This is a genomic window from Mariniflexile jejuense, assembly GCF_042675665.1.
Lineage (GTDB): Bacteria > Bacteroidota > Bacteroidia > Flavobacteriales > Flavobacteriaceae > Mariniflexile > Mariniflexile jejuense.
Window position 1 is genome coordinate 106,052 of sequence record NZ_JBHTJI010000001.1, and the last position, 18,231, is coordinate 124,282.

The 18,231-nt window shown below is 31.0% G+C and carries 12 protein-coding genes; 3 read left to right on the top strand and 9 right to left on the bottom strand.

The window, feature by feature from the left end:
* Window positions 1–113 precede the first annotated feature (113 nt).
* Window positions 114–2,450, top strand: coding sequence for an ATP-dependent helicase (locus tag ACFQ1R_RS00425; RefSeq protein WP_379924101.1), 2,337 nt, complete (start codon window positions 114–116; stop codon window positions 2,448–2,450).
* A gap of 5 nt (window positions 2,451–2,455) precedes the next feature.
* Here the strand turns inward: ACFQ1R_RS00425 and ACFQ1R_RS00430 are convergent, their stop codons facing one another.
* Both ACFQ1R_RS00430 and ACFQ1R_RS00435 read right to left on the bottom strand, forming a co-directional pair.
* Window positions 2,456–3,421, bottom strand: a complete 966-nt coding sequence (locus tag ACFQ1R_RS00430; protein WP_379924102.1) for a glycogen-binding domain-containing protein — start codon at window positions 3,419–3,421, stop codon at window positions 2,456–2,458.
* Window positions 3,418–4,383: a pepsin/retropepsin-like aspartic protease family protein gene (locus ACFQ1R_RS00435; protein ID WP_379924103.1), complete on the bottom strand. Its 966-nt coding sequence runs from the start codon at window positions 4,381–4,383 to the stop codon at window positions 3,418–3,420. The genes ACFQ1R_RS00430 and ACFQ1R_RS00435 overlap by 4 nt, the downstream gene beginning before the upstream one ends.
* Before the next feature lie 95 nt (window positions 4,384–4,478).
* Between ACFQ1R_RS00435 and ACFQ1R_RS00440 the strand changes: the two genes are divergently transcribed.
* Window positions 4,479–5,099 (top strand): L-threonylcarbamoyladenylate synthase, encoded by a 621-nt coding sequence (locus ACFQ1R_RS00440; protein ID WP_379924105.1) that lies wholly within the window; start codon window positions 4,479–4,481, stop codon window positions 5,097–5,099.
* A gap of 61 nt (window positions 5,100–5,160) precedes the next feature.
* Here the strand turns inward: ACFQ1R_RS00440 and pheT are convergent, their stop codons facing one another.
* Window positions 5,161–7,587: a phenylalanine--tRNA ligase subunit beta gene (gene pheT / locus ACFQ1R_RS00445; RefSeq protein WP_379924106.1), complete on the bottom strand. Its 2,427-nt coding sequence runs from the start codon at window positions 7,585–7,587 to the stop codon at window positions 5,161–5,163.
* A 166-nt stretch (window positions 7,588–7,753) separates the two neighbouring features.
* Here pheT and ACFQ1R_RS00450 point away from each other — a divergent pair, with 166 nt between their 5' ends.
* Window positions 7,754–9,979, top strand: a complete 2,226-nt coding sequence (locus tag ACFQ1R_RS00450; protein WP_379924107.1) for a DNA cytosine methyltransferase — start codon at window positions 7,754–7,756, stop codon at window positions 9,977–9,979.
* Here the strand turns inward: ACFQ1R_RS00450 and ACFQ1R_RS00455 are convergent.
* The 6 genes from ACFQ1R_RS00455 to ACFQ1R_RS00480 all read right to left on the bottom strand — a co-directional run bounded on the left by ACFQ1R_RS00455 (window position 9,973) and on the right by ACFQ1R_RS00480 (window position 18,224).
* On the bottom strand, window positions 9,973–10,917 hold the full coding sequence (locus ACFQ1R_RS00455) for a hypothetical protein (protein ID WP_379924108.1): 945 nt from the start codon (window positions 10,915–10,917) through the stop codon (window positions 9,973–9,975). The two genes, ACFQ1R_RS00450 and ACFQ1R_RS00455, sit on opposite strands and share 7 nt — an antisense overlap.
* A gap of 137 nt (window positions 10,918–11,054) precedes the next feature.
* Window positions 11,055–11,354 carry a nucleotidyltransferase family protein gene (locus tag ACFQ1R_RS00460; RefSeq protein ID WP_379924109.1) on the bottom strand — a complete coding sequence of 100 codons (300 nt, stop codon included), beginning with the start codon at window positions 11,352–11,354 and terminating at the stop codon, window positions 11,055–11,057.
* Window positions 11,355–11,445: 91 nt separating this feature from the next.
* Window positions 11,446–11,916, bottom strand: a complete 471-nt coding sequence (locus ACFQ1R_RS00465) for a hypothetical protein (protein ID WP_379924110.1) — start codon at window positions 11,914–11,916, stop codon at window positions 11,446–11,448.
* Between the two features lie 81 nt (window positions 11,917–11,997).
* Complete coding sequence (locus tag ACFQ1R_RS00470) at window positions 11,998–14,409, bottom strand: alpha-ketoacid dehydrogenase subunit alpha/beta (RefSeq protein WP_379924111.1); 2,412 nt, start codon at window positions 14,407–14,409, stop codon at window positions 11,998–12,000.
* Window positions 14,410–14,574: 165 nt separating this feature from the next.
* Entirely contained in the window at window positions 14,575–17,334 is a 2,760-nt protein-coding gene (locus ACFQ1R_RS00475; RefSeq protein WP_379924112.1) for a metalloprotease, read from the bottom strand.
* Between the two features lie 200 nt (window positions 17,335–17,534).
* Entirely contained in the window at window positions 17,535–18,224 is a 690-nt protein-coding gene (locus ACFQ1R_RS00480; RefSeq protein ID WP_379924113.1) for an LOG family protein, read from the bottom strand.
* Window positions 18,225–18,231: the final 7 nt, after the last annotated feature.

Genomic DNA, 18,231 nt, shown 5'->3' on the forward strand with positions numbered 1-18,231 from the left:
ATTTAAATTTTAATAAAGCATACGGGGTTTATAATTGTTTATAATTATTAATAATTCCATTTACATAAACGCTTAACAATGGTTATTTTTAACCTTTTAAAAACCTAATTAATTTGGAGAAGTATTTAAGTCAGTTAAACGAAGCACAATTAGAGCCAACCATCCAAAAAGATGGACCAATGATTATTATTGCAGGTGCAGGTTCTGGTAAAACACGTGTGCTTACCTACCGTATTGCTTATTTAATGAGTGAAGGCATCGATCCGTTTAATATTTTATCATTAACCTTTACCAATAAAGCGGCACGCGAAATGAAAGATCGTATCGCTACTATTGTTGGTACTAGTGAAGCAAAAAACCTTTGGATGGGTACATTTCACTCAGTATTTGCTAAAATTTTACGTATTGAAGCCGATAAATTAGGATATCCAACAAACTTCACGATATATGACACGCAAGATTCTGATAGGTTGATAGCATCCATCATCAAAGAAATGAATCTTGATAAAGACATTTATAAATACAAACAAGTACGTTCAAGAATTTCATCATATAAAAATAGTTTGATTACCGTTCGTGCCTATTTCCAAAATCCAGAACTTATTGAAGCCGATACCATGGCGCGTCGACCACGTTTAGGTGATATCTATAAAGAATATGTAGAACGCTGTTTTAAAGCAGGTGCTATGGATTTTGATGATTTATTGCTAAAAACAAATGAACTTCTTACTCGTTTCCCTGAAGTGTTGATGAAATACCAAAATCGTTTTAAATACATTTTGGTTGATGAGTATCAAGATACTAACCATTCGCAGTATTTAATTGTTCGTGCCTTATCGGATAAATTTCAGAATATTTGTGTGGTAGGTGATGATGCCCAAAGTATTTATGCGTTTCGAGGCGCAAACATTAATAATATTTTAAACTTCCAAAAAGATTATGACGATGTTAAAGTTTTTAGACTAGAACAAAATTACCGTTCTACTAAAAATATAGTAAATGCAGCTAATTCTATTATTGATAAGAATCAAACAAAACTTGATAAAGTAGTTTGGACAGCTAATGATGAAGGAGGAAAAATAATAGTCAATCGATCCTTAACAGATGGTGATGAAGGTCGTTTTGTAGCTAGTACTATTTGGGAAAATAAAATACAGCATCACGTTCCTAATAGCGATTTTGCAGTATTGTATAGAACCAACGCGCAATCGCGTGCTATTGAAGATGCTTTAAGAAAACGTGATATTCCGTATCGAATTTATGGTGGTTTATCATTCTACCAGCGTAAAGAAATTAAAGATGTGTTATCGTATTTACGATTGGTTATTAATCCAGCTGATGAAGAAGCTTTAAAGCGTGTTATTAATTTTCCAGCACGTGGTATTGGAGATACAACTATAGATAGGCTAGTGGTTGCTGCAAATGGCTATAAGCGCTCTATTTTTGAAGTAATGAAAAACATCGATAAAACCGATGTAAATATCAATTCAGGTACAAAAGCAAAACTTCAAGATTTTGTAACCATGATTGAAAGTTACCAAGTGCTTAACCAAACGGCCGATGTTTTTGAGTTGGCAGAACACGTTACCAGAACTAGTGGCTTAATTAGAGAATATAAAAAAGATGGTACGCCAGAAGGTGTTACCAAAATGGAAAATATTGAAGAGCTTTTAAACGGTATGAAAGACTTTGTGGAAGGGCAAAAAGAAATTGCCGATACCACAGGTTCTTTAGCTGAATTTTTAGAAGATGTAGCTTTGGCAACCGATTTAGACGCAGATAAAGGAGATACTGATCATGTGGCACTAATGACGATACATTTAGCCAAAGGATTAGAGTTTCCGTATGTGTTTATAGTTGGTTTGGAAGAAGATTTGTTTCCAAGTGCTATGAGTATGGGAACACGTAGTGAATTGGAAGAAGAACGTCGTTTGTTTTATGTAGCCTTAACACGCGCCGAAAAACAAGCGTATTTAACCTATGCGCTATCGCGTTACCGTTGGGGAAAATTAGTAGACTCTGAACCAAGTAGGTTTATTGAAGAAATAGACGAGCAATATTTAGAAATTACTACACCTATTGAAGAACGCCGTTTTAATCCAATGCTTGATGCTGATATTTTTGGTGATGTTGAGCCTAATAAAATAAGATTTAAACCAGCAAAACAAGCTGTATTAAAAAAAGGAACTACAGAAAAAGAACCTGTAAAATTTCAAATTACACCACCAAAAAATTTAAAACCTGTTTCTGCAAGTTCTTCTACTGATAATACCAATTTATTTGATGGTAATTTAGCCGTTGGAAACATGGTAAAACACATGCGTTTTGGTATGGGCGAGGTTATAAAAATTGAAGGTGCAGGTGGCGATGTGAAAGCTGAAATTAAATTTCAACATGGTGGTACAAAAAAGCTATTATTAAAATTTGCTAAGTTGGAAGTTATTGGTTAAAACTATTATTTAACCATACATACCGAATTTATATGTCCGTTACCATCATATTCCTTAACACTATTGTTAGGGTCTGTAACCCATTCGCCATCAACAATGAATTTGTAGTGATGCTTACCACCAGATAGCGGTACAACGTATTTCCATCCGTAGTCTGTTTTTCGCATTACAAAGTCGTTTTCATTCCAATTATTAAACGAACCAGTAAGAATAACCTTTTTAGCATTTGTATAGCCTCTTAATTTAAAAGCAATATATTCTTTAATATCAATTACAGAATTATATTCATTAAATTCATTCCTTACCTTTAATGGGTTGTTTGGATCTTCCATCCAATGGCCATCAACAATAAAACGGTATTGGTAAGCACCAGGTTTTATTTGCAGAGTAAGCTCCCAACCTTCAGTTGTTTTTTTCATTACGAAAAGGTTTTCATTCCATTTGTTAAAAGAACCAGCAACAATAACTTTTTTTGCATTTTTAAAGCCATGTAGTTTAAAACTAGCATTACCACTTTCACTAGCATAAGCCATGTACATTTTTAAATTATACACACCAAGTCTGCTACCATTTTTTGTTGCATTGGCAATGTTAGGATCTTTTTTTGTAGGTTCAGCCCAATAAGTATTGTTGATGATGTATTTAAACTCCCAAGAAAATTCATTATTAAAATCGGAAATGCTTTTTCTAAGTTCATATTTAAAAGCATCAATTTTTTTCATTTTCCAATTGTCTCTCGACCAATTATTAAATTCACCAGAAACCACTACGTTTTTAATATCAAAATCATCAAAATCAAGTATTTGACCTGTAAATTCTTGTGTGAATTTAGAATAATCGCGTACATCAAAAGAAAATACAACTGTGTCTTTCACAATTTTATAACCTTTAAACGTATTATTTTGAGCATATGAAAACACGCTTATTATAGCAAAAAGAAAGAAACTAATATGTAATTTTAATTGCTTCATTGAAAATTTAAAGGGTAATCTATAAAATATAATTTCTCTTTTTTATAATTGATAATGGTTCTTTTTTGAGCAAAAAATTCATACCCCAAAATACCATCTAACTCGGTGCCAAATGCTTCATTCATTTTGTTTAAATTAATCAAAACGGTGTTCATTGGACCAAAATAAACACTTTCACTTAATTTAACACGGTACAATTTCCCTGCCAAAACTTCAATCTTTTTATTACTAGCACCTGTTAAAACCAATCGTTTGGTTGGTTTAAAGTATTTAAGTGCTTTTTTGTTAATACTTTTATTTATTTGATTAAACTCTGCAGCAGTATCCAATCCAAATAATAACTTTTGGTCGTTTATGGTAGCGTTTACAATAATAGTATGGTTTTTTAATTTAAAATCTAAGCTATCAATAATTTTTTCAAGATACACATGTTTATCTAATGTATTTCCTGTGGCATCTGTTTTTGTAAGGGTTATTTGATTTAGGTATAAATCAATAAAAAGTTCATAATCTTTTAAAATATTATAACCAATAATACCTAGTATTTTAATTTTTTTGTTGGTTTCAATATGCGATAAATTAATAACATGAGATGCTTTATTATGTATTTTAAAGTTTTTTAAGGCGAATTCTTTTACTTGCTTTTCATATAGGTTGTCTATAGATTGTAAAACACCTGAAGCTGTTTGGTCTTTCTTTTGGTGTTCATACAACGCTGAAAAATGAACTTTATTTAAAATTAAGGTTTCAGAACCAGTGTCAATAATAAAATTACCTTTTTTATTATAAAGTTCGGCTTCAATTACAATTAAATGATCTACCAATTTAAAAGGAATACGAGTGGTGTATTCATTTATAATTTCAGCTTTAGGAAACTGAATAGCATCAGTTACGCCATTTGTAGCATTAGCTAAATGAGCATTAAATGTAAAAAGTAGTATGACGTATAAAAACCTTAACATATATTATTAAGACTAATTTAAGTAATAAACGTTACAGTTTATTTACATATATAACAAATAATATTTACTTTTAGCCTTAAGGAAGATATTTAAATATGGCTGAGTTTGTTAGAATTTACGAAGAAAACCCAAACCCAAGGGAAATTGATAGGGTAGTAGCTGTTTTAAAACGAGGCGGCTTAATTATTTATCCTACCGATACGGTGTATGGCTTAGGCTGTGATATTAATAATATAAAGGCTTTGGAACGTGTTGCGCAAATAAAAGGTATTAAACTTGAAAAGGCTAATTTCTCTTTTATTTGTCACGATTTAAGTCATTTAAGCGATTACGTAAAACAAATTGACACTGCTACATTTAAAATATTAAAACGTGCACTACCAGGAGCTTACACCTTTATTTTACCAGGTTCAAGCACGTTGCCACATCCTTTTAAAAAGAAAAAAACTGTTGGTATTCGTATTCCTGATAATACGATTGCTTTAGAAATTGTAAAAAAACTAGGCAACCCAATTATTTCAACTTCTATACACGATGAAGATGAGGTGATTGAATATACCACCGATCCAGAATTAATTTTGGAAAAATGGGATAATTTGGTTGATTTGGTTATTGATGGTGGTTATGGCGATAACGAAGCATCAACAGTAATTGATTTATCGGGTGATGAACCAGAAATTCTTAGAGAAGGTAAAGGTAGTTTGGAAATTTTTTAAACTAAAAAATCCTATCGCATATAAAAAACAATAGGATTCTTTTATAGTTTTAATAACAAACTTAACGCAATTCTGCACCCAATTGACTTTCAAATTGTGTTTGTAGCGTATTCATTATTTTATCAATTTGTTTATCGGTAAGGGTTTTGTTTTCGTCTTGTAACGTAAAACCAACGGCATAACTTTTTTTGCCTGCTGGTAAATTTTTACCTTGATACACATCAAATAAATTTACGCTTTTTAACAATTGCTTTTCGCTTTGTTTGGCAATTTTATAAATTGATTCAAAGGTTACATTATCATTAATTAATAATGCAAAATCTCTGCGTACTTCTTGGTATTTTGGTATGGCTTTAAAGGTTACTTTGTTTCGTTTTACAATATCTAAAATAGTATCCCAATTAAAATCGGCATACATCACATCTTGCGAAATATCAAAATATTTTAAAATTGGTTTTTTTACCAACCCGAAATCTACCAATTTGGTTTTTCCTAAGCTAAAATTTAAACCTTCACTAAACACATCATTTTCAACAGGTAATTCATTAAATCTTGAAATGCCCAAACGTTCTAAAAGACTGATAATGTTTCCTTTTAAGAAGAAGAAATCACTTTTTTTGGTTGGGTTATTCCAGTTTTCTTCGTTTTGGTTTCCTGTTACAAATAATGATAAATGTTTAAATTCTTCACGAGATGCGTTGTAACCATGATAGGTTTTTCCGAACTCAAATAATTTTAAATCGGAACGTTTTCTGTTAATATTAAACGCTACTGCTTCTAAACCAGAAAATAATAACGATTGACGTAAAACCGACAAATCGCCACTTAACGGATTTAAAATAGTAATGTTATGTTCTGTTTTTAATTGCTCGCTTAACGCTGCGTAATTTGGCGTTGTTAATGAATTTGAAAGTATTTCAAAAAAGCCTTGAGCAGCTAATTGATTTCCAACAATGTTTTGAATTTTATGGTCTTCAAATCGTGTTGAATTTGAAATTGACGCATTTAATTTTTCGGTGGTGTTGATGTTGTTGTAACCGTAAACACGTAAAATTTCTTCAATAATATCGGCTTCACGCGTTACATCGTTTCTGTATGCTGGCACCGTTAAACCCAAACCAGTTTCGGTAACGTTGTTAACTTTAATTTCTAACGAGGTTAAAATGCGTTTAATTATTTCCTTTGGAATTTCTTCACCAATTAGTTTTTCAGCATTTTCAAAGCTTAAACGCACTTGAAAATCTTCAATTTTCTTTGGGTAAATATCGGTAATATCGCTTGTAATTTCACCACCAGCAATATCTTGAATTAATAAGGCAGCACGTTTTAAAGCGTATTCTGTAATATTTGGGTCTATACCACGCTCAAAACGGAACGACGCATCGGTATTTAAACCATGGCGTTTAGCTGTTTTGCGAACAGAAACCGGATTGAAATACGCGCTTTCTAAGAAAATACTTGTAGTGCCTTCAGTTACACCAGAATGTAAACCACCAAAAACACCAGCAATACACATGGGTTTTTCGGCATCACAAATCATTAAATCGTCTTCGTGTAACTCACGTTCAATACCATCTAATGTGGTGAATTTTGTACCCGCAGCAACGGTTTTAACCTCTACTTTATTTCCCGAAATTTTAGCAGCATCAAAGGCATGTAGTGGTTGCCCTAAATCGTGAAGCACATAATTTGTAGCATCTACAATATTGTTAATAGGCTTTAAGCCAATAGCTTTTAAACGGTGTTGTAACCAAGTAGGCGATTCTTTTACTTTAATGCCCGATATGGTAACGCCACAATAACGTGGAGCTAAGTCTTTATTTACAACGTCTATATCAATTTTTAAGGTACGACTATCAACATGAAATGCGCTAACTGATGGTGTAATAAATTCAAGGTTAATTTCTTTTTGTACTAAACCAGCTCTTAAATCGCGTGCAGTACCTAAATGGCTCATGGCATCGGCACGATTGGGTGTTAAACCAATTTCGAATACATAATCGTTTTCAACTTCAAAAATGGCAGCACAAGGTGTTCCAACTTTTAAATTTTCATCTAAAACCATAATGCCATCGTGCGATGTTCCTAAACCAAGTTCATCTTCGGCGCAAATCATTCCATGACTTTCTTCACCTCTAATTTTACCTTTTTTAATGGTCCATGCTTCGCCTGTTTCGGTATATAAAGTTGTGCCAATAGTGGCAACAGGTACTTTTTGACCCGCAGCTACGTTTGGCGCGCCACAAACTATTTGTAAAGGCGCATCATCGCCAATAGATACGGTTGTAATTTTTAATTTATCGGCATTTGGGTGCGGAATGCAAGTAAGTACTTCGCCAACTACCACGCCTTCCAATCCGCCTTTAACCGATTGGTAGGTTTCTATACCTTCTACTTCTAAACCTAAATTGGTAAGTAATTCGCTGGTTTGTTCTGGTGTCCAATCTGTTTTAAGAAACTGTTTTAACCAATTGTATGAAATTGTCATAAACTATTTACTATTTTAAGGTTGCAAAGATAAACTATTGCTTTTAGCATTCAAAGATTGCGTTGTAAATTGTGAGATGTGGGTGTGGGATTTTTTTTTTTGTTTTATTCTTGTATATTAAAATTTTGTCCGTAAATTTGTCCGCATCCGTAAAAACGTCCGTAATATGATAAATGTTAAATTCTACCTAGATAAAGCAGATAAAAGTAAAAGATTTCCAATTCATCTTGTTTTACGTCAAAAAGATTTACAAATTAAAGTTGCGACGGGGGAGAAGATAATGAAGAAAGATTGGGATAATGCAAATCAACTTGTAAAGGAATCTGATTATTCTCATAAATCAATTAACAAATTTTTGAACTTCTTGAAACAAGAAGTTGAAAAATATTTTGAAAATGAGCCACACACAAATTTTACAGATAAAAAAATCAAAGAAAAAATAGCTTCTTTAGTTAATCGCAGAAGAGAGAATACAGATATTAATATAGTTGCAGAACCTTCAACTGAACATGAAGCGAAATCAAAAATAACTTTTGTAGATTTATTTGCTGGAGCTGGTGGTTTTAGTGAAGGATTTCTTCAAGCGGAATTTGATAACAAATATTATGATTTTAGGTTAGCAAGTGATATTAATGAAAATTGTGAACTTACCCACTTGGCAAGATATAATTACCAACTTGGATTAGATACTGAATTTCTTCGTCAAGATATTACCGAACCAGATTTTTTAGATAATTTTTTAAAAAAAGTTGGAGATAAAGAAATTGATATTGTTTGTGGTGGACCACCTTGTCAAAGTTTTAGTTTAGCAGGAAAAAGGAAAAAATTTGATAAAAAAGATGATTTATTTGCACATTATTTAAAAGTAATAAGACGATTAAGACCGAAGTATTTTGTAATGGAAAATGTCAAAGGTATTTTGACTAAAGAGCAAGGAAAAATTAAAGAAATGATTTTACAAGAAATCAGGTCAATTGTTGATTTAAAAGAGTTTGACCAACTTATCTTTTTTGTTTCTCAACTTAAAAAGTATGAAGTTAAAGATTCTTTTATTCTAGAATGCTATAATTTACGATTACAATTTGAAAAGCTTACAGATAAAGAATTAGATAATTTAAAGAATAGTTATATTCAAAATTTAGAGAACAAGTTCAGACTTTTAACTCCCAAAATTGTTAATTATAAAACAAGTAAAACTGATAAAAATATTAGTACAATTCGTCACGGATTTAACCTCTTGAAAAGAGTTAAGGAATTTGAATACATTAGAAAAAAAGTAATTAATGAAAAGGCGTTTTCTAATTTAGATAATGATGATTTTGTTGATGATTTTGATGTTTTTTTAGCAGTCATTGAGCCTGAAACTATTATAAAAAAAATACATGCTTCTTTTAACAATTTAAAGCCAAGTGAATATTATATTGATGAAGTAAATCAAATCATTACAGCTCTTGAAATATTTGATTACACATTTGATGAATGTGTTAAAGGATTAAACCCATTTGTTGTTAAAGCTAATAGAGAAAAAGAGTTTGAAATTATTTTATCCAAAATAAGATTATATAATATTGAACAACCATTTGTAGCCTTAGCATCAAATTATGGTGTTCCTCAAAATCGTGAAAGAGTTTTGTTTATAGGTAGTAGAAAAGACCAAAAACTAATTAATGATATTCCAGCAACCGTAAGTCAAAATGATAAAGTAAATGTTTTTGAAGCAATTTATGATTTAGATTTTGTAGGTAATGATGATGAAAGATTTGATTATGAAAAAGTCAATTTAAAAGCACAATACAATGGCTCAACAGAAAAAATGAAAGCATTAATAAAAAAGAGAAATATTGATGGTAAACCAAATGAAAATGATGGTCTAAGTTATTCAGAATGGTCAAAAAAAGGTCGTTTAAATGGACGATTTGCTAATGCAAAAAATCCTTTTTACGTTAGAAATTTTGAAGAACTTGAAAATACTTTGTCACATCTTGTTGCGCCTTTACAAAATCATAAAACTAGTAAACAAAATCAAAATGTTATAAAAAGATTAAATGTTATACTAAAGTCTGGAAATTATGAATTAGCAAAATCTAATCTTAAAGAAATTGGCTTAGAATCTGATAAAAGAAGTTATACTGTTTTAAAACCAGAAGGACAAAGTTCTACAATTATGACAATTGCAGACGATTACATTCATTATTCAAATCCAAGAGCATTAACTGTCCGTGAAATGGCAAGACTTCAATCTTTTGACGATTCGTTTGTTTTTCAAGGAAAGCGTTCTACTGGAGGAAATAAACGTAAATTTGAAGTTCCTCAATTTACATTAGTTGGGAATGCAGTTCCACCATTGATGGCTAGAGCTGTAGCTTTGGAGATTTTAAAAAAGATTCAATAAAGTCCAAAATAAGATAATTGATTCTTTGCAGTTAATTCTGGTATTGCTGCTCTTATGTCAGTTCTTAATCCAGTTTTTGAGCCTGACTGAAAATTATTAGTAAAAATTTCTTTTAATGATTTAGCAACATTTTGAACACTTGGGTTGCCCCAATAGTTTCCTCCAGATAAATTAGTAACTCTTTTAACAGCAACTCCATTCGGTTTGTATTGCGCATTTTGATTTGAAGGAACAGTAACAAAAGAATAGCTAAAACTTTGAGCATTTTGAATGTTATAACCATTTCTTCCAATTGTAATGTTTCTACCTCTGAATCCACCAGAAGAATAAATCATATCCCAAAGCATTGGGATTTGTGCGTTATCATTCCAATTTGTTTTGCACTGTATAATTCCAATTTCAAACTGATTAAAATCTCTCTCGGCTAAAAAATTGGTAAGTTCAGGATTAAATTTATTTTTGATAAATGGGTCTATTTTAACACCAAGGTTATTTAAAACATTTATTTGATTTATATCTGTATTATATTCTGGTAAGTTAGGAAATACAAGTATAGTTATATCGGATTCTGTATTACATGCAAAATTACCATAATTTACAGTTATTGCGTCTTGAATTGCTTTAGGTACAATGCTCATTTTTTTAACAGCAACAACTCTACTTCCAATTGTACAAAGATTTATATACCAACAAACTAAAGATTCCCAAGCTGTACCACTAGCAGACAACTCACCTTGTCCTCTTCCGCCACCGCCAGTTGATCTGAATATATCAGATAAATGGTCTCCAATATTTAAAACTTCATTTTCAGTATAATTATTACCTAAAAGTTTTAAAATTTCAGGTTTCCATGTTTGCCAACAATTTTTATATGTATTTGTGCTAAAAACATTTTCAATTGCTAACTTTCTTAATTGGCCTGGAATAGTATTGTACATATTAAATAAATCTTAACTCATGTAAATATCGTAAAATTTATTTAAAATTATAATTTGTAAATAAAATGTTCTTTTTATTTAGGATTTTTCTTAAACCTCATTCAGGTTAAAATCTATATAGCCATTTTAAAATACGTTCATCCATAAATTAATTCTTTGTTTTTATTTATGGAATTTATAAGTATGGGGTTTCTTAATGTTTGTTTTTCAACCAAATCTACATCGCGCTTTAAAAGTTTTTTTAATTTTTCTTTTAGGGCTAAGTAATTTTCAAAATATTTTTCAAGGTCTATTTGTCTGAACTTTACTAAAAAATCGATATCGCTATTTTTAGAAAACGACGTACCAGTAGCCGAACCAAAAAGGTAAAGCGTATCTACATTGTGAATTTCACAAAGCTTGTTTATAGTGGTTTTATTTTCTTTAGTGAGCAGCATACTTCAAAATTAAGCATTTTATTAAAAGTAAATAAATTTCTTTATAATTAATGCAAATGGTTTGTTTTAAGTAGATTTTATGAAGATAAATCTACAAATCTTCCAATATCAAATTAAAATCGTATTGCAAATCTTCGTGTAGTGTTGTAATTAGTTTTTTAATTAATAGCAATTGCCTGTTGTACATGTTTTGTAATTGTGTGCTGTATTTTATACTTGGCGAAAAGGCTTTTAATTTTTGACAAAAATAGAGTAGTAAGGCTACTTCGGTTTCTTTGTTTTGGGAATATCTAATATACTTTTTGGTATTGGTTAATATTTTTCGGGCACTTTTACGTATGTAAAAATAACTGGCTGTGTTAATTAATTCAAATTGCTCGTCTATATAACTTTTAACCGATTGAATATAACCATCTTCATTATGCGATTCAAATAGTAAGTAGGTGAGTAGTTCTTTGTTTTCTTTTTTAAATCTGGATAAACGCAAACATAATTCTTGAATTTCATTTGTAGAAAGTGTATTTAACTCTTGCTTGATTTCTTTAAGTGATACTGCTTTCATTTGTAATGGTTATTATTTTTTAAATATAAAAAAACCATCGGTAACAGATGGTTTTTGAAAATGTATTTATTAGATAGTTTTTTATCTCAATTTTGGAAATTCGCTCGGGTTTACTTCATGAAATACATTGTAAACAGCTTCAAAAATATCTTCGGCTGATGGTTTTGAGAAGTAATCGCCATCATTTCCATATGCTGGTCTGTGGTCTTTTGCTGTTAATGTTTTTGGCTGACTATCTAAATATTGATAGGCATTTTGAACGTTTAAAATTTCGTTTAAAATATAAGCTGAAGCACCACCAGGAACATCTTCATCTATAACCATAACACGGTTGGTTTTTTTGATGCTTTTTGCAATATCGTGATGCAAATCAAACGGTAGTAACGATTGAACATCAATTACTTCGGCATCAATACCAACAGATATTAAGTCTTTAGCAACGTGTTCAACAATACGAAGTGTAGAACCGTAAGATACTAAGGTTATATCGGTACCATCTTTAACAGTTTCAACAACACCTATGGGCGTTTGTATCGTGCTTAAATTGTTTGGCATTTTTTCTTTTAACCTGTAACCGTTTAAACATTCTATTACAATAGCAGGATCGTCACCTTTTAAAAGCGTATTATAAAAACCAGCAGCTTTGGTCATGTTTCTTGGTACCAAAACATTTACGCCTCTTACAAGGTGTAAAATACCACCCATTTGCGACCCAGAATGCCAAATACCTTCTAGTCTATGCCCGCGTGTTCTTATAATTAATGGTGCTTTTTGTTTGCCTTTGGTTCGGTAATGTGTGGTGGCTAAATCGTCACTAATTATTTGTAGCGCATAAAGTATGTAATCTAAATACTGAATTTCCGCAATAGGGCGTAACCCACGAAGCGACATACCTATGCCTTGCCCAATAATAGTAGCTTCGCGAATGCCAGTATCGGCAACACGTAACTCTCCAAATTTTTCTTGTAAACCTTCTAAACCTTGATTTACATCGCCAATATTTCCTGTATCTTCACCAAAAACTAGTGCTTCTGGGTAGTTACTAAAAATGTTGTCAAAATTATCGCGAAGAATAATTCTGCCATCTACTAATGGTGCATCTTCACTATATGACGGTTTTATTTCTTTTATTAGTGTGTTAGAACGATTGGTTTCAGAGTATAAATGCGAGCTAAAATCTGGTTGAATAACTTGAAAACGGTTATTTATCCAATTACGAAGTTGCTCTTTTTCGGGGAAAGATTCTTTAACAATTTGTACCAATGCTTTTCTGCCGTGAGACAAAATATCTTTTCGGGTAGGTTCGTCAATGGCAGCTAAACTGTCTTTTATTTTCTCTATAAAAACGCTATTAACACTTACCGTAGCTACTTGTTTTAAAAGAGAAACCATCTCGCTTTGTTCTTTTAAAATAGGTTTTAAAAAAGTGTTCCAAGCGTTCTTTTTGGCATCTCTAACTTCGCGTTTAATGGTTCTTTCAAGTTCAATAAGTGTTTCGTTGGTAGCAATACCACTTTCAATAATCCATTCGCGCATTTTAGTATTGCAATCGTGTTCGGTTTCCCAAGCTAAACGTTCGGCACTTTTATAGCGTTCATGTGAACCAGAAGTAGAATGTCCTTGAGGTTGTGTAACTTCAGTAACATGTATTATTACAGGTACGTGTTCTGTTCTGGCAAAATAGCTAGCTTCTTGGTAGGTTTCAACAAGGTTTGCATAATCCCAACCTTTTACACGTAGCATTTCGAATCCTTTTTGATATTCGTCGCGTTGAAATCCTTTTAAAATTTCAGATATATTTTCTTTGGTAGTTTGATGTTTTGCGTGTACCGAAATACCATATTCATCATCCCAAATACTTATAACTAGAGGTACTTGTAATACGCCAGCAGCATTTATAGTTTCGAAAAACAAACCTTCACTTGTGCTTGCATTTCCTATTGTTCCCCAAGCAACTTCATTACCATTTACAGAAAAATTTGAGGTATTTATACCCTCAACATTTCTAAAAATTTTTGACGCTTGTGCTAAGCCCAATAGCCTAGGCATTTGTGCAGCAGTAGGCGAGATATCGGCACTGGAATTGTATTGACTAGTAAGGTCTTTCCAGCTACCATCATTATTTAAACTATGTGTTACAAAATGACCGCCCATTTGGCGACCAGCAGACATAGGTTCTAGTTCTAAATTTGTGTTAGCATATAAGCCAGCAAAAAATTGTTCGGCAGTAAGCTCGTCAATCGCCATCATAAAGGTTTGGTCTCGGTAGTAGCCCGAACGCCAATCGCCTTTTTTAAAGGCTTTAGCCATAGCTAGTTGCGGTATTTCTTTGCCATCGCCAAAAATGCCGAATTTTGCTTTTCCTGTTAATACTTCACGACGACCTAATAAACTACATTCTCTACTTTTTACAGCTATTTTGTAATCGTTTAAAACTTCTGCTTTAAAATCTTCGAATGATATGTTGTTTTTCAAATCTGAAATCGTATGCATATTAAGGAATACTTTGTCTTTTGCAAAAGTAGGTAAAGATTATGGGTTTTACAATTAAAAAATTAAACAAATAATTGATAAATTGTTAAAAATTAAGTATTAATATTTAATTATATTGTGAAATATTTATTGATATTGTGATTTGATTAGTGATAATATAATGGTTTAATACCATCGTCTTCTAAATAAGCCCAAAAGTGCTTGCGGATCTACAGTGAATTTGAATCGTATTTTTTGATCGTAATAAGGTTGACCAACTTCCCATCCTAAGTTTGAATATAAAGGGAAATATATTTCAAAATAATCGGTTACTAGGTTTATTCTAATACCAGAATCGTAAACAAATTTAGCGTTGTTGAACTTGCTTTTTACTAAACCTAAATCGCCATATAGTAAAACATATTTCCATAAAGTTGTACTAGCATTTGCAGTTGAAATCCATTGATTTGCAAATCGGGTGTCTGGGTCAAATTTCGATTTAAAACCACCTTCAGCATCAATATATTGCTGACTAAAAATGCCTGAAGATTCAGATCTTCCTAAATATGGATATTCAAATAAATAATCGGTTGGTCTATCTAATGCAAAACTGAAAAAGATGGACGTTGGGTCGTTGTCATTTTTTAAAAAAGTGCCTGCAAAAAAGCGCAAGTTTAATTGTCTATTACTTTCAAATAAACGTCTATATTCATAATTAAATGAAAGTTTACTAAAGTTTTTGGAAGCTTGAAAATCTGCAGACCAACGACTGTAGTTAATTAAATTATCGTTAGAATCAACATAACGCGCATTAAATACACTATAGTTAGGTTGATTATTTGTTAAAATTGTATTTGGATTGTCTCTATGTATATCTACAAATCTAAACATTAAAGCGTCTCTTTTGTTTGAACGAAAATCATTTTCTTGTCTAAACATAAATGTTAAAGAAGGTATTGTTTTTCTTACAAATGCGTTTTGTGCATAAGATAGATAACCAAAACCAATGCCGTAATTAATTGCGTATAGGTTATTGTTTTCTAAATTATGCGTCATTGATACTACCGCAGATCCTGTAAATGTTTTTGACTTTAATGCGTATTGTGGTTCAATTTTATAATTAAGTTGTTTTCTTAAAACGGTTTTATTGTAAACTTTCATTCCTAAAGTAAAACCATCATAAATGTTATTAAATTGAGCTATTGGCATAAAAAAAACTTGATTATAATATGGATCTTCAATATCTTGAAAAAGTCTAAATTGCAACGGTTTGTTATTAAAAAAGAAGCCTTTTAACGATTTCCAATTATCTCGTTCGTTAATTTCAGGAATAACATTATTGTAATTTAAAACCAATTTATTAGCATCATTTCTTGGTATAGTAAGTGTTTTACTTTTTGTAATTGTTTCTATCCATTTTTTAGAAATAACACTATCGTTATTTAACGCATACAATGAAACAGGCATGCTATTATCGCGTTTATTTTTAACAGTTACCGTAATTGAATCTTCAGTTTTAATAACTTTTTTTATTTTGAAATCAATACGTTTTCTGGTTGCTATATAATCTGTAAAAAACCAATCGATGTTTTTATTGGTTTTTGATTTTATGTATTTTTCAAAATCTAAGGTTGTTACTGGTTTTAATTTGTTTTCAATAACGAATGATGATAAACTGTTTTCAACTATGTCGTGATTGATAAAATCACCTAAATATTTTAATCCTAAACCAGCTTTGTATTTATTTGCTATACTATAATTAAATTTTAATAATGAATCTTTAGGTGTAGTTAAAGGTTGGTCTCGATTGGTTCTAGCCATTAACATAAAAGCCATAACATATTTGTCGTTAAATTTCATGTTGGCTGCATGAAACGATTTAATACCCCAAAAGTTGGCTAACGAACCTAAAAATTTCATGTCTGGGTAGTGTTCATCAACATAATTCATTAAATAATAAATTTGGATACCATCCAACAACCATTGTTCGGTTCTTGGGTTTACTAAAAGTGTATTTTCTAAATAGTTGCGAAGTGCTACTTTTAATAATTTTAATTCGTATTGAAAATGTGGTGGATACGGTTTAATAAAACTTGGTAAAAAATTTAAGCCATAAATTGGGTCTTTATTATAATCAATATCTGTTAAAAGCAGTTTTTGATGCGGATAGTTGCCAAATTTATTTTGAATGAATTTGGTTATTTTTTCGGTGATTAAAACTTTATCAATCATCTCTAAACCTTCATCATTAATGTTTGAAATTAATGAGAAATCATCCGACTGTATGGTGTTGAAATTTGATGCTTTACTTAGAAATAATTTATTGTTAATGACTTGATTTCCTTTAAGGTTAACTATTTGATTTTTATTAGATTGAGAACTGTTAATTACATCTAATTCTGAAGTTATTTTATAACCTATAGGAAACTCAATTTGAAGCGATATATTTGAAGCAGGAATATACAAATCATCCAAATCTTTATTGCTGTAATATTGCCATGTACCATTGTAAACCGCAGGCGTTATATACCAATATCGTAGGTTTAAATCGCCGGTGTTTGTAACACCATAACTTGTAAATTTATCGCTAGGTATTTGAACAATATATTCTAAATGAATGGTGTATGAATTATTAGGTTTTAAAGGTTCTTTAAGTTCAACTTTTATAATATCAATTTGATTTTTTAATTGTTGAAATTCTAAACTTTCGCCATTTTGTTTAATGGATGTTATAACTGAAAAACCTCTGTCTTTACTTTTAGCTAAATGGAAATCGTTTTTATATTCATCCGCAATTCTAGTTGCAAGTGGCGTTTTTTTTGTTGAATAGCTATTATTCCAATCGTTTAGGTAGATGGTTTGCAATTCGTCTTGCGTTGTGTTTTGGTATTGTATGGTTTGCGATATTCTAATTTGTTTGTTTTCAATATCAAAAATAGCCTTCAAGTCAATGTTATTTTGACTAAAGCTAGCATAACATACAAAAATGTATAGGATACCACTAAGAAGACGTAAATTCAATTTGCTGTTAAAACATTTAAGGTTAAAAATTCGCAAGGGGCTGCAATATAATAAATTATAGTTGTTTAAAGAGTTTATGTTTTTTTGTTGATTGGTTTTTATTTTTTAAAATTTATATTGATGCTTTAGAAATTAGGACTTAACCCAGCACCATTATAAAAACCATCAAGAATTTCAATAACTTCATCATCAGTATCAACTAAATGAATTAAATCCAAATCTTTAGCACTTATATTTCCAAAAGACTCTAAAAGTGTTGCTTTTACCCAATCTATTAAACCTTCCCAAAACGATGTTCCAACTAAAATAATAGGAAATTTTTCAATTTTATGTGTTTGAATTAATGTAATTGCCTCAAATAGTTCGTCTAAAGTTCCAAAACCACCAGGCATTACAATAAAGCCTTGCGAATACTTTACAAACATAACTTTGCGTACAAAAAAATAATCGAAATCTAAACTTTTATCCGAATCGATATACGGGTTATCATGCTGTTCAAAAGGTAATTCTATATTTAAACCTACCGAAGTACCACCACCTAAATGCGCGCCTTTATTTCCTGCTTCCATAATACCAGGACCACCACCAGTAATAACGCCATAACCAGCTTCTACAATGCGCTTTGCTATTTTTTCGGCAAGTATGTAATACGGACTATCTGGTTTTGTTCTTGCAGAACCAAAAATGGATACACATGGACCAATTTTGCTAAGTTTTTCATAGCCATTTACAAATTCGCCCATTATTTTAAAAATAGCCCATGAATCGTTTGTTTTTATTTCGTTCCAGGCTTTACTGTGTTTTTCTAATCTCATTTTATGT

What these genes read in the sequence shown, in the direction of transcription:
- ACFQ1R_RS00430 (WP_379924102.1), bottom strand. Translation starts at nt 3,421, where the DNA reads ATGAAGCAATTAAAATTACATATTAGTTTCTTTCTTTTTGCTATAATA.
- ACFQ1R_RS00435 (WP_379924103.1), bottom strand. Translation starts at nt 4,383, where the DNA reads ATGTTAAGGTTTTTATACGTCATACTACTTTTTACATTTAATGCTCAT.
- ACFQ1R_RS00440 (WP_379924105.1), top strand. Translation starts at nt 4,479, where the DNA reads ATGGCTGAGTTTGTTAGAATTTACGAAGAAAACCCAAACCCAAGGGAA.
- pheT (WP_379924106.1), bottom strand. Translation starts at nt 7,587, where the DNA reads ATGACAATTTCATACAATTGGTTAAAACAGTTTCTTAAAACAGATTGG.
- ACFQ1R_RS00450 (WP_379924107.1), top strand. Translation starts at nt 7,754, where the DNA reads ATGATAAATGTTAAATTCTACCTAGATAAAGCAGATAAAAGTAAAAGA.
- ACFQ1R_RS00455 (WP_379924108.1), bottom strand. Translation starts at nt 10,917, where the DNA reads ATGTACAATACTATTCCAGGCCAATTAAGAAAGTTAGCAATTGAAAAT.
- ACFQ1R_RS00460 (WP_379924109.1), bottom strand. Translation starts at nt 11,354, where the DNA reads ATGCTGCTCACTAAAGAAAATAAAACCACTATAAACAAGCTTTGTGAA.
- ACFQ1R_RS00465 (WP_379924110.1), bottom strand. Translation starts at nt 11,916, where the DNA reads ATGAAAGCAGTATCACTTAAAGAAATCAAGCAAGAGTTAAATACACTT.
- ACFQ1R_RS00470 (WP_379924111.1), bottom strand. Translation starts at nt 14,409, where the DNA reads ATGCATACGATTTCAGATTTGAAAAACAACATATCATTCGAAGATTTT.
- ACFQ1R_RS00480 (WP_379924113.1), bottom strand. Translation starts at nt 18,224, where the DNA reads ATGAGATTAGAAAAACACAGTAAAGCCTGGAACGAAATAAAAACAAAC.